14 protein-coding genes are annotated in these 13,340 nt (G+C 61.0%); all 14 read left to right on the top strand.

Going from position 1 to position 13,340, the window contains the following annotated elements; genetic code table 11:
• Nucleotides 1-231: PTS sugar transporter subunit IIC (locus FGQ61_RS03235; RefSeq protein WP_138374561.1), on the top strand; the 231-nt coding region annotated here is incomplete at its 5' end.
• Nucleotides 212-1,045 (top strand): PTS system mannose/fructose/sorbose family transporter subunit IID, encoded by an 834-nt coding sequence (locus FGQ61_RS03230; RefSeq protein ID WP_138374548.1) that lies wholly within the window; start codon nucleotides 212-214, stop codon nucleotides 1,043-1,045. The genes FGQ61_RS03235 and FGQ61_RS03230, both read left to right, overlap by 20 nt.
• Before the next feature lie 88 nt (nucleotides 1,046-1,133).
• Nucleotides 1,134-2,024 (top strand): DMT family transporter, encoded by an 891-nt coding sequence (locus tag FGQ61_RS03225; protein ID WP_249360920.1) that lies wholly within the window; start codon nucleotides 1,134-1,136, stop codon nucleotides 2,022-2,024.
• A 225-nt stretch (nucleotides 2,025-2,249) separates the two neighbouring features.
• Nucleotides 2,250-3,023: a PTS mannose/fructose/sorbose/N-acetylgalactosamine transporter subunit IIC gene (locus FGQ61_RS03220; RefSeq protein ID WP_138374547.1), complete on the top strand. Its 774-nt coding sequence runs from the start codon at nucleotides 2,250-2,252 to the stop codon at nucleotides 3,021-3,023.
• The gene (locus tag FGQ61_RS03215) at nucleotides 3,004-3,837 is read left to right on the top strand and encodes a PTS system mannose/fructose/sorbose family transporter subunit IID (RefSeq protein WP_138374546.1); all 834 of its coding nucleotides are present in this window, start codon (nucleotides 3,004-3,006) and stop codon (nucleotides 3,835-3,837) included. The genes FGQ61_RS03220 and FGQ61_RS03215 overlap by 20 nt, the downstream gene beginning before the upstream one ends.
• A 91-nt stretch (nucleotides 3,838-3,928) precedes the next feature.
• Nucleotides 3,929-5,143, top strand: coding sequence for an MFS transporter (locus tag FGQ61_RS03210; protein ID WP_171021489.1), 1,215 nt, complete (start codon nucleotides 3,929-3,931; stop codon nucleotides 5,141-5,143).
• A gap of 170 nt (nucleotides 5,144-5,313) precedes the next feature.
• Nucleotides 5,314-6,375 carry an SIS domain-containing protein gene (locus tag FGQ61_RS03205; RefSeq protein WP_117716240.1) on the top strand — a complete coding sequence of 354 codons (1,062 nt, stop codon included), beginning with the start codon at nucleotides 5,314-5,316 and terminating at the stop codon, nucleotides 6,373-6,375.
• An 87-nt stretch (nucleotides 6,376-6,462) separates the two neighbouring features.
• The gene (locus FGQ61_RS03200; RefSeq protein WP_117743676.1) at nucleotides 6,463-6,879 is read left to right on the top strand and encodes a PTS sugar transporter subunit IIA; all 417 of its coding nucleotides are present in this window, start codon (nucleotides 6,463-6,465) and stop codon (nucleotides 6,877-6,879) included.
• A gap of 17 nt (nucleotides 6,880-6,896) precedes the next feature.
• On the top strand, nucleotides 6,897-7,367 hold the full coding sequence (locus tag FGQ61_RS03195; protein WP_117564885.1) for a PTS sugar transporter subunit IIB: 471 nt from the start codon (nucleotides 6,897-6,899) through the stop codon (nucleotides 7,365-7,367).
• A gap of 8 nt (nucleotides 7,368-7,375) precedes the next feature.
• Nucleotides 7,376-8,167, top strand: coding sequence for a PTS mannose/fructose/sorbose/N-acetylgalactosamine transporter subunit IIC (locus FGQ61_RS03190; protein WP_138374545.1), 792 nt, complete (start codon nucleotides 7,376-7,378; stop codon nucleotides 8,165-8,167).
• On the top strand, nucleotides 8,157-8,993 hold the full coding sequence (locus FGQ61_RS03185) for a PTS system mannose/fructose/sorbose family transporter subunit IID (protein WP_138374544.1): 837 nt from the start codon (nucleotides 8,157-8,159) through the stop codon (nucleotides 8,991-8,993). Before FGQ61_RS03190 ends, FGQ61_RS03185 begins: the two co-directional genes overlap by 11 nt.
• Nucleotides 8,994-9,076: 83 nt before the next feature.
• Nucleotides 9,077-9,913, top strand: a complete 837-nt coding sequence (locus FGQ61_RS03180) for a sugar phosphate isomerase/epimerase family protein (protein WP_138374543.1) — start codon at nucleotides 9,077-9,079, stop codon at nucleotides 9,911-9,913.
• A gap of 169 nt (nucleotides 9,914-10,082) precedes the next feature.
• On the top strand, nucleotides 10,083-11,798 hold the full coding sequence (hisG, locus tag FGQ61_RS03175; RefSeq protein WP_138374542.1) for an ATP phosphoribosyltransferase: 1,716 nt from the start codon (nucleotides 10,083-10,085) through the stop codon (nucleotides 11,796-11,798).
• Nucleotides 11,799-11,903: 105 nt separating this feature from the next.
• Nucleotides 11,904-13,340: a histidinol dehydrogenase gene (gene hisD, locus FGQ61_RS03170; RefSeq protein WP_138374541.1), complete on the top strand. Its 1,437-nt coding sequence runs from the start codon at nucleotides 11,904-11,906 to the stop codon at nucleotides 13,338-13,340.

Below are 13,340 nucleotides of genomic sequence, written 5' to 3'. Positions count from 1 at the left end.
GCCAACATCCTGCCTGCCATGGGCTTCGCCATGCTCGGCCGCCTGGTGCTCACCAAGCAGCTCGTGCCCTTCTACTTCCTGGGCTTCCTGCTGTGCTCCTACGCCAACGTGCCCGTCCTGGGCGTCGCCCTGATCGCCATCATCATCGGCATCGACAAGTTCGACCTGCTCGGCCTGGGCGGAGCCCAGCCCCAGCTCTCCGCGGAAGGGGATGAGGACGATGACTTCTAGTCCCGAGAACAAGATCACGCGCTCCGACCTCGTCAAGAGCGCCGTCAACGTCGGCGCCCTGGGCATGGAGTTCTCCTGGACCTACTACAAGCAGATGAACATCGCCTTCTGCCTGATGGTCGCCAACATGCTCAAGAAGATCTACGCCGGCCGCTCCGACGACTACGCCGAGGCCCTGCACCGCCACTGCGCGTTCTTCAACATCACCGTCCAGTTCGCCCCGTTCGTCGGCGGCATCGCGATGGCCATGGAGGAGAAGGTCGCCCGCGGCGAGATCGAGCCCGAGAGCGTCAACGACGTCAAGGCCGCCCTCATGGGCCCGCTGTCCGGCATCGGCGACTCCATCTTCCTGTCGACGCTGCGCGTGGTCGCCGCCGCGGTGGGCATCAGCCTGTGCCAGGCCGGCAACCCCTTCGGCCCCATCGCCTTCCTGCTCATCTACAACGTCCCCGGCTTCGCGCTGCGCGTCTGGGGCGCCGTCAAGGGCTACGAGCTGGGCGTGGGCTTCCTGGACGAGGCCCAGAGGACCGGCCTCATGCAGAAGATCATGACCTGCGTGGGCATCGTGGGCGTCATGGTCGTGGGCGCCATGTGCAAGGACATGTTCTGGGCCAGCATCCCGGTGGCCATCGGCTCGGGCGAGGACGCCCAGACCCTCCAGGACATCCTGGACGGCATCATGCCCGGCATGCTCGGCATGATCGCCTTCTGGCTGTACTACTGGCTGCTGTCCAAGAAGATCAACCCCATGGTGCTGATCGTGGCCACCATGGTCGTGGGCATCATCGGCGCGTTCTTCGGCGTGCTGGCGTAGACTCCTTCGTTCTATTCTGCCCCCAAGGGAAACGGCGACCCATTGCGGTCGCCGTTTTTTATTACCGAAAGCTAGCTGGAGGTGCTTCGTGATTCGATCTGACAATCCACCCGATAATAGCGTGAGCGGGGCGATGTATCTATTTGGCACGGCGCTCTTGTGGAGTTTTATCGGCATCCTCGTTCGTGCCAATTCGCAGTCAGCTCTTTTGATCGGTGCCGTCACGGCAATATTTATGGCGCTCTTTATCCTGCTCGTCGGCAGGCCCGTCCTCCGCGTCAGTCGTCTTATTGTCCTTGTGGCCGTCTGTAACTTCGTAACGGGCACCACGTTTAACTTTGCAAACCAGCTCACGACGGTCGGCAACGCGATCGTTCTGCAGTACACTTCGATGATTTTCGTTATCGTGTATCAATCGCTCGCAACTCGCACGTTGCCCTCGCCTGCGAAGATTGCCTCCGTGGTGGTTGCTTTTACGGGTATGGGACTTTTCTTTTTAGGCGATTTGAGTGCCGAGGGCATGCTCGGCAACCTGCTTGCCGTCATTTCGGGCGCCACCTTTGGGCTGTGTTTCTTTTTGAACTCTCGCCCCGATGCGTCGCCCATGGTGTCCTCGCTCATCTCCTGCGGTATCTCGATGCTGCCGATTGTCTATTTTGCCGGCGCCCTAGACTCCGTGAGACCATTTGAGTGGGGGCTCATGCTGGTGCATGGCCTTTTTTGCAGTGGCCTTGCGAGCGTGCTGTATGCCAAGGGGATTGCGCGCACCAACGCGTTTGCGGCCAACTTGGTTTGCATGAGTGAGGTCGTGCTCGCTCCCTGCTGGTCGGCGCTCCTCTTTGGCGAGGTCTTTCGCTGGAACGAGCTTTTGGGCGCGGCGATTATCGTTTTGGTGATTGTAGGCAACTTGGCATGCGATGCCTTTGGCGATGGCTTTTTGGTGGCGCTTGTCCGCCATCGAAACAAGGAACGTGCCTGATGGGATGCGTCTGCCGTTTACGGTAAAAAACACCCCGCTGAGCGAGTGGTATTAAATAGTAAGAACCTGCATATCTATAATTGGTATCAAATCATTTGTGCCTGGCATGGGTGTTAGCAGCACACCAGGTACGCTTCGAGCCGTGGAATCGAACTCCCGGAATTGATATCAACAACGCGCGCGACGGGAGTGACGACGGTTCGAGATTCCTTATTGGGAGGAATTATGCTTGTCCAAGCAATCCTCGTCGGCTTAGTCGGAGCGTTTGGATGCCTCGACTACCAGCTCGGCACCCTCTACGCGTTCCGCCCCATCGTCCTGTGCCCGCTCGTGGGCCTGGTGCTGGGGGACCTGCAGACCGGCCTTGCCGTCGGCGCCAGCCTGGAGTTGCTGTTCATGGGCTCGATCTCCATCGGCGCCTACGTACCGCCTAACGAAACCGTCGGCGGCGTGCTCGCCTGCGCGTTTGCCATTCAGCTCGGTCAGGGTACCGAGACGGCCATCGCGCTCGCCATGCCTATCGCCGTCCTTTCGCTGACGATCGGCAACATTACGGATGCTGGATTCTCGATCATTGTTGACATTGCTGACAAGTGCGCTGCCAAGGGCAACCTCAAGGGTATCTACGCGGCACATTGGAGCATGGGCCTCTTTGGCTGCCTTGAGTACTTCCTGCTGTGCGGCGGCGCATTCTACCTGGGCTCCGACGCCATCCAGGGCGTACTCGACTTTATCCCGTCTTTTGTGATCGATGGTTGCGGCGTGGCCGCCAACATCCTGCCTGCCATGGGCTTCGCCATGCTCGGCCGCCTGGTGCTCACCAAGCAGCTCGTGCCCTTCTACTTCCTGGGCTTCCTGCTGTGCTCCTACGCCAACGTGCCCGTCCTGGGCGTCGCCCTGATCGCCATCATCATCGGCATCGACAAGTTCGACCTGCTCGGCCTGGGCGGAGCCCAGCCCCAGCTCTCCGCGGAAGGGGATGAGGACGATGACTTCTAGTCCCGAGAACAAGATCACGCGCTCCGACCTCGTCAAGAGCGCCGTCAACGTCGGCGCCCTGGGCATGGAGTTCTCCTGGACCTACTACAAGCAGATGAACATCGCCTTCTGCCTGATGGTCGCCAACATGCTCAAGAAGATCTACGCCGGCCGCTCCGACGACTACGCCGAGGCCCTGCACCGCCACTGCGCGTTCTTCAACATCACCGTCCAGTTCGCCCCGTTCGTCGGCGGCATCGCGATGGCCATGGAGGAGAAGGTCGCCCGCGGCGAGATCGAGCCCGAGAGCGTCAACGACGTCAAGGCCGCCCTCATGGGCCCGCTGTCCGGTATCGGCGTCTCCATCTTCCTGTTGACTCTGCGCGTGGTCGCCGCCGCGGTGGGCATCAGCCTGTGCCAGGCCGGCAACCCCTTCGGCCCCATCGCCTTCCTGCTCATCTACAACGTCCCCGGCTTCGCGCTGCGCGTCTGGGGCGCCGTCAAGGGCTACGAGCTGGGCGTGGGCTTCCTGGACGAGGCCCAGAGGACCGGCCTCATGCAGAAGATCATGACCTGCGTGGGCATCGTGGGCGTCATGGTCGTGGGCGCCATGTGCAAGGACATGTTCTGGGCCAGCATCCCGGTGGCCATCGGCTCGGGCGAGGACGCCCAGACCCTCCAGGACATCCTGGACGGCATCATGCCCGGCATGCTCGGCATGATCGCCTTCTGGCTGTACTACTGGCTGCTGTCCAAGAAGATCAACCCCATGGTGCTGATCGTGGCCACCATGGTCGTGGGCATCATCGGCGCGTTCTTCGGCGTGCTGGCGTAAGGGTCCGGCTGCATAGATTTTCGTTGCAACCTGGAAAGGGGATGGAGCAGGCCTATGCCCTCCATCCCCTTTTTGTATAGAAGGAGTTCGTATGTTCGCGAAGGATCGCGAAGCAATGCGCCTGACGCCGGCAGAGGTCAGGCTGATTCTTATTGAGTCCCTGCAGTGGTGCGCCAACAACGCGGTCTACTTTTTGGGGCTTATCGGTGCGGCCACGTATGATCTGGCCGGCACGGCCTTTTTGGTTGCCGCCATTACGCTCGTGCGCAATCTTATGACGTCGGCGGGCAATATGGTGTCGGGTTCGGTCATCGATCGCTTTGGACCGCGCCGGACGTCGTTTGTGACGTGCGTGATTACGGCAGTGCTATCGCTTGGCGTGGGGTTGGCGCCGTTGTCTGTCCCTGGGCTTGTGTTTGCCGCGTGCGTCTTGGGACTTGCGGGCGGCTTTATCAACACCTGCACGCATGCGTTTCCGGGATACCTGGAGTCGACCACCGAGGGCCGTACCCGCGTGAACGGCCTCATGGTGTTCTACAGCAATATCGCCTATACCGCTGGCCCGCTGCTCGGCGGTGCCATCGTGAGCTGTTTTGCCACGCAATCGGTCTATCTGCTCATGGCGGGCATGATGGGTGTGGCGGCCGTGCTCTCCTTGGGCTGTCACGAGTGTGTTGCTCCCGCAAAAGGGGAGAAGCCGAAGGGCGGTATTTTGGGCGGCATGGCCGAGGGTGCGCGACTTACGTTTCGCGACCACGACTTGCGCCTCATCTTTATATCGGGCTCTTTGGGTTTCTTTGCGTTCGGCGCGTTCGATTCGCTGGAGTCGTTGTTCTACCGCGATGTGCTCAACGTGGATATCGTCTGGCTGGGCTGGCTGTCCTCGGTCGTGGGCCTCACTTCCTCGGTGGGTGCGTTCATCCTGACCAAGCTTTCTGCTCGCCATGTCAACCTGCGATTGCTGCTCGGCGCGCTCATGGCCGTGGGCATTGGGTCCATGGTGTACGTGGGCACCGATATGCTGGGGGTCGCGATTATCGGTCAGGCGATTAACGGTCTGGCCTGGGGGTTCCTGGAGCCGCTGCAGATGATCTTGATTCAGGAGCGTGCCGACATCAAATACCTGGGGCGCATTACCGGCTTTGTGCGTTTTGGCCTGATGAGCGCCGGGGTGCTGCCGCTGCTGGCGGCTCCATTTTTGGCGGAGGCTTTGGGCGTCCAGACGGTACTGTTTGGAGCATCGACCATTATTGCGCTGGTAGGAACGCTGTTCTTTGTCACACAAGGGAGACGCCGGGGGCGTTAGCTATACATCAAATTCTAATTTAATACCACTCACCAGAGAATTTCGACCGTTCACCGAGGATTGGAACAGATTGAAAAGTGGTATTAAAAACACGTTGGGTGTATGTCTATAATTGGTATCGAAAAGAAACGCGATGTATAGATTCGCGTGCAGGACAGAAAGGAAAAGCCATGAAGGAAACCGAGAAGATCGAGATCATGCACTTTAGCCAGGAGGGCTACGTCGAGGACGGCAAGAACGTCTACGAGGCCGGCAAGAAGATGACCGCGCTCGCCGACAAGGTCGCCGACGAGGGCTACGACGCCGTGTTCCTGATGGGCGTCGGCGGCACCTGGGACGAGCTCATGCAGCTCGAGTACCTCATGAACAAGTTCGGCGACCGCGACCTCGAGGTCTACCTGATCCACGCCGCCGAGTGGAACGTCATGGGCCACAAGCGCATGACCGAGAAGTCCGTCGTGCTCACCGCCTCCGAGTCCGGCACCACCCCCGAGGTCCTCGAGGCCGTCAAGAAGATGAAGGAAAAGGGCATTCGTGTCTACGCCATGACCAAGCCCGAGGGTCTCATCGGCCAGGCTGTCGGCGCCGAGAATTGCGTCAAGATGGCTTCCGATCATGGTAACGGTGGCTGCGAGATGGGCTACTACCTCGCCGACTGCTTCGGCCTGCGCCTGCTCAACCGCCGCGGCTGCTTCCCGCAGTTCGATAAGTTCATCGAGCAGACCAAGGACGTTTGGACCCACCTGGTCGACATCCGCAAGAGCTTCGAGCCGCGCGCCGAGGAGCTCGCCAAGAAGTACGCCCTGGCCCCCTACACCATGTTCATCGGCTCGGGCGCCCTGTGGGGCGAGACGATCCTGTTCTCGATGTGCATCCTGGAGGAGATGCAGTGGAAGCGCACCCGCTACATCACCTCGGCCGACTTCTTTCACGGCACCCTCGAGCTCGTGGAGCCCGGCGTCCCCGTGTTCCTGTTCATGGGCGAGGACGAGAACCGCAAGCTCGACGAGCGCGTCCGCGCCTTCCTCAACCGCGGCGTGACCGGCGACACCGACATCAACATCATCGACACCGCCGAGTTCGCGATCCCCGGCCTTGACGACGAGTTCCGCGTCATCGTGTCTCCGTGGATCCTCTCCTCGCTGATCACCGATCGCCTTGCCGCTTACTACGAGACGGTCACCAAGCACAACCTCAACTACCGTCGTTACTATCACCAGTTCGACTACTAATAGTTGACCACTCATTTAAGAAGCACCCTGCCCGGGCGCATGCGTCCGGGCATTTTTATGCCGAAATTCGCTAGGAAGGGGAATCGAATGAGGCAGTTTATCGTGGCGTCCCATGCTCATTTTGCGTCTGGAATCGTCGAGAGCATCGGCCTGCTTTCCGGCGAGCGCGAAAACGTCCATGCGCTCTCTATGTATGTCGACGGAAACGAGGACCTGACCAAGGAGGCCGCAGCGATTCTGGACGGCTTTGCCGCGGACGATGAGGTCGTCGTTTGCACCGACCTCTTTGGTGGCAGTGTCAACAACGAGTTCACCAAGATCGTCCAGACGCGTCCCAACACGCATCTGGTGACCAATATGAACCTGCCGCTCCTTATTCAGCTGCTGTTCGTGCCCGAATCCACCCCGATCGATGAGGCCATTCGCCAGATCGTCGAGGCGGACGACACCAAGGTCAAGTACGTCAACGACCTGCTGGGGCAGGCCGAGCTCGATGAGTTTTAACCACTAGGGAGCACATCATGATTCAGATGATTCGTGTAGATTATCGACTGCTTCACGGCCAGGTTGCCGTTAGCTGGACCTCGGCTCTGGGTGCCGATTGCATCCTGTTGGTGAGCGACACGGTCCTCAATGACAAGCTTCGTCTACAGGCCCTGTCCCTTGCAAAGCCTGAGGGCTGCAAGGTCGTCGTCAAAAACACCGAGGACGCCGTCAAGGCGCTCCAGAGCGGAGTGACCGATAAGTACAAGCTCTTCGTGGTTTGCGAGACGATCCAGCAGGCCGGTGCCGTCGCCAAGGCGATGGGAGTCAAGAAGATCAACCTCGGCAACGTTGCCTTTAGCGAGAATGCCCGCCAGGTCTCGACGAGTGTGTTCCTTACGCCCGAAAACGAGGCATACGTCAAAGAGCTGCTCGGCGAGGGCTATGAACTGTTCATTCAGATGATTCCGGCAGATGCGAAGACTGACGCCGCGAAGGTCATCGGTTAGGGGCTGTCATGGTTATCAAGACAATCCTGATTTTCCTTATTGCCCTTTTGGGCTATTCCGAGTGGCTGACCGGTACGAGCTACCTCCAGCGCCCGATTGTGCTCGGACCTCTGGTTGGCCTTGTCATGGGCGACATGGTGACCGGCACGATCATGGGCGCCACGATGGAGCTTGCCATGGTCGGCGCCATCTCGGTCGGTGCGTATAACCCGCCCGATACGATTTCCGGAACCATCCTGGGTGTGTCGCTTGCCATGCAGGCCGGCGCGGACGCTTCGGCGGCCCTGACCCTGGGCATTCCCATCGCAACGATCGTCCTGGCGCTTGATACGGCCCTGGGCCAGCCGGTGATGCTACTGCTGGTGCACCGTATCGACAAAAACGTCGAGGACGGGGACACCAAGGCCATCACGCGCAACATGCTCATCGCCGGTTACGCGCAGAGCTGGTGCGGCCTGCTGATTATTCCCCTGGCATTCTTCTTTGGCGCCGATGCTGTTGCCAGCCTGCTCAACATCATCCCCGATTTCGTTCAGGCCGGCATGGATGTCGCCGCCGCCTTCTTGCCCGCACTCGGCTTTGCGATGCTGGCGCAGATGATTATGAACAAAACGGTGGCGCCGTTCTTCTTCGCTGGCTTCTTCCTCGTCGCCTACTTTGGCATTAGCACGACGGGCGTGGCGATCTTTGCCGCGATCATCGTCGTCGCGATGACGGTTTTGGGTGATAAGAAAAAAGCGGAGCAGCCCGCAGTGGCAACCGAGGATCCTGCGATTGGGAGTGGGTTCGATGAGTTTTAAGTTTGAGTCTTCTTACGACGGGCTGATTTCCCGCGCAGACCTTAAGAAGCTGTTCTGGCGCTCGATTCCCTATGAGCATTCCTGGAACTACGAGCGTATGGGCCATATCGGCTTTATGTGGGCCCTTATGCCGATTCTTCGCAAGCTGTATCCGCAGGATGCGGACTTTAAGGCCGCCCTTAAGCGCCATATGGAGCTCTATAACGTCACGCCGTACATCTCGACGCTCCCCATGTCCATCGCCGCTGCAATGGAAGAGGTCAACGCTACTGACGATAGCTTTGACACGAGCGCGATCTCAAATGTCAAGCTTGCTTTGATGGGACCGCTGTCCGGTGTGGGCGATGCCTTCTACTGGGGCACGCTGCGATTTTTGGCAACGGGTGTCGGCACGTCGCTGGCGCTGCAGGGCTCTATTCTTGGCCCGATTTTGTTCCTGCTCGTGTTCAACGTCCCTCACTACATCATCCGTTACCTGCTGACGTTTGTGGGATATCGCTTTGGCTCGGACATGATCAGCAAGGTCCAGGAATCGGGCATTATGGACACGATCGTCAAGATGGCCTCTATCATGGGCGCCATGGTGATCGGCGCTATGACCATGGAGATGGTCACCGTGGACATTCCGCTCATGGTCGGTGCGGGCGATGGTGCTCAGACGCTGGCCGAGCTGCTCAACGGAATCTTCCCGGGCTTTGTCACGATGGGGCTGTTTGGAATCGTCTATCTCATGCTCAAGAAGAAGATGAATCCGCTGCTTATCATGCTCGTGATCCTGCTCGTGAGTATCGCTGGCGCGTTCTTTGGAGTGCTTGGTGTCCAGTAGAGTATCCGTCATAATGAGAACAATGTAAGAGGGGGCGTCGCGCACACTGTGCTGCGGCGCCCTTTTGCCGAAAGGTGGACAAGATGGAGTATCCGCAGCTTGCCGTCATGAATATCAGCCATCGTTATTTTGACCTTGAGGAATTCTTTTCTTCGGCAGCGGCCTCGGGCTACACGTGTTGCGAGCTTTGGACCGGGGCGATGCATCTGTATGTCGATTGCCATGGATACGATTCGCTCGAGCAGGTGCGGGAGCTGTCGCAGCGGTATGGGGTTCGGATTGTGGGGCTTTGTCCCGAACAGAACAACCCCAAGCCGTGGAATATCGCGGCGCGCGGGAATGAGGCACGTGCCCGCACGCTCGCGTACTTTAAGAACGTTGTGGATATCGCGGCGGAACTTGGAGCCGAGCAGGTCATGGTCTCGAGCGGCTGGGCATTTTTGAACGAGCCAATCGAGGACGCGTGGGGTCGAAGTGCCTCGATGCTGCGTGCGATTGCCGAGCATGCGGGAGAGCGCGGCGTGCGACTGGTGCTCGAGGCCCTACAGCCGGTTGAGTCGATGATCGTGAACTCGGCGGCCGACACGAAGCGCATGATCGAGGCAGTTGATCATCCGGCACTTAAGGCGTGTCTGGATATAGGCGCTATGGCGGTGGCGGGGGATACCATCGACGATTATTTCGATCTGCTTGGCGATGATGTCGCCCACGTGCATTTTGTCGATGTTGCGGCAGATGGCACGACGCATCTTGCCTGGGGTGACGGCGACCGCGATATGCGCGCCGACCTGGATAGGCTGGTGGCGCGCGGCTATCGCGGAGTTGTTTCGGCCGAGACCTATGACTGGCGCTATTTTGCCGACCCCGCAGCTGCCGATGCGCAGGTAATGGCAGAGTATCGTCGTGCGATTGGCGCCTAGGTGGGGTTGGGTTGCGGCAATCTGCCCTATGTTTCCAAATGAATACGGTGTGAGCGGCTACGACGGATTTTCCCCGCAAGCACTCTAGTATGCTAAAGTACCCAGAAGACCGGCGGAGCTATGCCGGTCTTCTGTTCTATATGAAACACAGCATGAGGAGGCTCACCAGATGACGGCCACACCGTGGGGATTCCGGGACATATTGCCCGAGGAGGCTCAGGCGCGCGAGGAGATTGCGCTGACGGTGAAGGGCTGCTTTAGGGAGCATCATTACCTGCCGGTCGAGACGCCGCTGCTCGAGGACAAGGGCTCTCTCGAGGAGGGTGGCCGCATTGCGGACACCCCGTTTAAGCTCTTTGATGATGACGGCCGCCTGCTGGTGGTCCGTCCCGACAACACGCTGCCAATCGTGCGCTTGGTTTCGACCCGCATGCGCGCGGCCGATCTGCCGCTGCGCCTTCGCTACGAGGCGCCGGTGGTTCGCGAGTGCCAGCGCAATGCCGGCGGCTCGCGTCAGTTTACGCAGTTGGGTTTTGAGCTTATCGGTGTGGGCGATACCGCGGGCGATGTCGAGATCGTCTCGCTGGTGGCGGAGGCCGTGCGCAAGCTGGCACTTCCCGGTGCGCGCATTATCGCGGGCAGCGTGCGTCCGTTTAAGGAACTGCTCGCGGCCTGTGAGGATCGCGAACTGGCTGCCGAGGCATTGCGTTGTGTGCACGCCAACGACTTCGTGGGCCTCGATGCCCGCGTGGCGAAAAGCACCGAGTCCGAGGCCGTTAAGGTCGCCATTAGCGAGCTGCCGCGCCTGCACGGTGGTGCCGAGGTGCTCGACCGCGTCGACGCGCTGCTGACGGCGGCGGGCGTTGTCGCGCCGCTCACGCGCGAGCTGCGTGCCCTGGTCGAGGGCCTGGCTCCCGAGGACGCCCAGGTGCTGTCCTTCGACTTCTCCATCATGAACTCGTTTGATTACTACACGGGCCTGGTCTTTAAGGCCTATGCCGGCGGACTGCCCGATCCGGTCGGTTCGGGCGGACGCTACGACTCCATCTTTACCGGTGCATTTGGCGACGGCATCGAGGTGCCGGCGGCGGGCTTCGCCTTTTCGCTCGAGCGTCTGGAGGCCGCGCACACCTCGGCCGAGGACGCTGCTTCCGATGGCGATCACGCCGTGGGGCGCGGTGCCGAGGGTCCGCTGCGCATTGCCGTGCCCAAGGGCTCGCTTAAGGCTGACACGCTCGACGTGCTCGAGGCCGCGGGCTTGGATGTCTCTGAGCTGCGTGACCCCGGTCGTCACCTCATCGTGCGCGGCCGCGACACACAGGCCGGTGAGGGTGCGGTCGGCGATATCGAGTTTGTCATCGTGCGTCCCAGCGACGCGCCCGCCTTTGTGGGCTGCGGCGGTGCCGACTGCGGCATCTGCGGCTGGGACTCGCTTATCGAGGCAGACCTCAACCTGCTGCAGCTGGTCGACCTGGGCTACGGTCTGTGCACGTTTATCGAGGCGGAGCCCGCGTGGCGCGCCGGCCAGGCCGAGCGCAACTATGCCCGCCGTGGGTCGCTTCGCGTGGCAACCAAGTACCCGCGCATCGCGAGTGCCTGGTATGCCGAGCGCGGCGTGAACGCCGACATCGTCTCGCTGCACGGCAATATTGAGTTGGGCCCCATCGTTGGCATGACCGATCGCATCGTGGACATTACCGCCACGGGCGCCACGCTGCGTGACAATGACCTGGTCATCACCGGCCGCATCATGGACTGCACGGCCCGCTTCTTTGTCAATCCAGGCGCCGCACGTCTGGATCCGCGCGTACGCAATCTGGCAGATCGCTTGGCGGCAGCCGTGAAGGACAGGCATTTTGAGCCCGTTGCGGGCTCGGCACAATAGCGCGAGCACGCACGGGCGCCCCAACGTCTGGGCTGCGGGTCGACTGGCGCCGCCGCCCGGCCTCTCGTTTTTCGAACATAACCTCGACCGATAGGGGATACCGATATGAAGACCATCAAGCTTGCTCCCGGCGAGCGCCTCGTTACCAACCAGCTCAACCGTAAGGGCGTGCTGCCGCAAAACATCGTCGACGCCGCCCGCGATATTGTGGCCAACGTGCGTGCCAACGGCGATGCCGCAGTGCGCGACTATTGCCAGCGCTTTGACGGCGTTGAACTGCAGAGCTTCCGTCTACCGCAAGAGCAGATCGATGCCGCGCTCGAAGGCCTCGATCCCGCTTTTGTCGCGGCGCTCGAAAAGGCTGCACGCCAGATTCGCGAGTTCCACCAGCGCGAGGTCGAGCAGAGCTGGTTTACCACGCGCCCGGACGGCACGATGCTCGGCGTTAAGGTGACCCCGCTTGCTGCGGCCGGTATCTACGTGCCGGGCGGTCGTGCACAGTACCCTTCCACCGTGCTTATGAACGCCATTCCCGCCAAGGTGGCCGGCGTCAAACGCGTGGTCATGGTGACCCCGCCGCAAAAGGACGGCCTGATAAGCCCCTACACGCTCGCCGCGGCAAAGCTCGGCGGCGTGGACGAGATCTATATGGTGGGCGGCGCCCAGGCCGTGGCCGCACTGGCGTACGGTACCGAGACCATTCCGCGCGTCGACAAAATCACCGGCCCGGGCAACGCCTTTGTCGCCGCTGCCAAACAGATTGTCTCGGGTGACGTGGGTATCGACATGGTCGCCGGTCCTTCCGAGGTCTGCGTGCTGGCCGACGCCACGGCCAAGCCCATGGTGGTCGCGGCCGACCTGATGGCCCAGGCCGAGCACGATCCACTGGCAGCCTGCTATCTGGTGACCTGCGACGAGCAGTTTGCGCGTGAGGTCGAGGCGGGTATCGATATTCTGGTCGCGCAGTCGCCACGCGCCGAGATTACGCGCGCCTCGCTCGACAATGAGGGCACCATCGTGGTGGCCGCCGACATGGCTGCCGCCGTCGAGGCCGTGAACACCGTGGCGCCCGAGCACCTTGAGCTGCACTGCAAGGACGCGATGGGCCTGCTCGGCGGCATTCGCAACGCCGGCGCCATCTTTGTGGGTGCTTGGAGCTCCGAGCCGCTCGGCGATTATGTTGCCGGCCCCAATCACACGCTGCCGACCGGCGGCACGGCCATGTTCTCCAACCCGCTTTCGGTGGAGGAGTTCGTCAAGCGCTCGAGTGTTATCTGCTATACACCCGAGGGCCTGCTCTCGGACGCTCCCGCCACGCAGCGTCTAGCCGAGTCCGAGGGCCTGTGGGCACACGCGCTTTCCGCCGCACTGCGTCGCCGTGTGCTAGAGCAGGGCGAGGATGCCGTGAGCGTCGAGTCGCTCGCCGCGGCCGACCTGACCAAGGTCGCCTGGCCGGGCGACCCCGTGGCGACGGTTGCCGAGGGCGTTGACCTGGCGGCTGCGGGCGCGGATGGCGTTGGCACAACTGGCAAGGAGGCCTAA

Source organism: Collinsella aerofaciens (assembly GCF_005844325.1).
In the GTDB taxonomy this organism is placed as follows: Bacteria; Actinomycetota; Coriobacteriia; order Coriobacteriales; family Coriobacteriaceae; genus Collinsella; species Collinsella aerofaciens_G.
This window is presented reverse-complemented; position numbering and strand designations above follow the sequence as displayed.

Bases quoted from the DNA above. Each gene is read 5' to 3' on its own strand.
- FGQ61_RS03230 (WP_138374548.1), top strand. From the start codon at position 212: ATGAGGACGATGACTTCTAGTCCCGAGAACAAGATCACGCGCTCCGAC.
- FGQ61_RS03220 (WP_138374547.1), top strand. From the start codon at position 2,250: ATGCTTGTCCAAGCAATCCTCGTCGGCTTAGTCGGAGCGTTTGGATGC.
- FGQ61_RS03215 (WP_138374546.1), top strand. From the start codon at position 3,004: ATGAGGACGATGACTTCTAGTCCCGAGAACAAGATCACGCGCTCCGAC.
- FGQ61_RS03210 (WP_171021489.1), top strand. From the start codon at position 3,929: ATGTTCGCGAAGGATCGCGAAGCAATGCGCCTGACGCCGGCAGAGGTC.
- FGQ61_RS03205 (WP_117716240.1), top strand. From the start codon at position 5,314: ATGAAGGAAACCGAGAAGATCGAGATCATGCACTTTAGCCAGGAGGGC.
- FGQ61_RS03200 (WP_117743676.1), top strand. From the start codon at position 6,463: ATGAGGCAGTTTATCGTGGCGTCCCATGCTCATTTTGCGTCTGGAATC.
- FGQ61_RS03195 (WP_117564885.1), top strand. From the start codon at position 6,897: ATGATTCAGATGATTCGTGTAGATTATCGACTGCTTCACGGCCAGGTT.
- FGQ61_RS03190 (WP_138374545.1), top strand. From the start codon at position 7,376: ATGGTTATCAAGACAATCCTGATTTTCCTTATTGCCCTTTTGGGCTAT.
- FGQ61_RS03185 (WP_138374544.1), top strand. From the start codon at position 8,157: ATGAGTTTTAAGTTTGAGTCTTCTTACGACGGGCTGATTTCCCGCGCA.
- FGQ61_RS03180 (WP_138374543.1), top strand. From the start codon at position 9,077: ATGGAGTATCCGCAGCTTGCCGTCATGAATATCAGCCATCGTTATTTT.
- hisG (WP_138374542.1), top strand. From the start codon at position 10,083: ATGACGGCCACACCGTGGGGATTCCGGGACATATTGCCCGAGGAGGCT.
- hisD (WP_138374541.1), top strand. From the start codon at position 11,904: ATGAAGACCATCAAGCTTGCTCCCGGCGAGCGCCTCGTTACCAACCAG.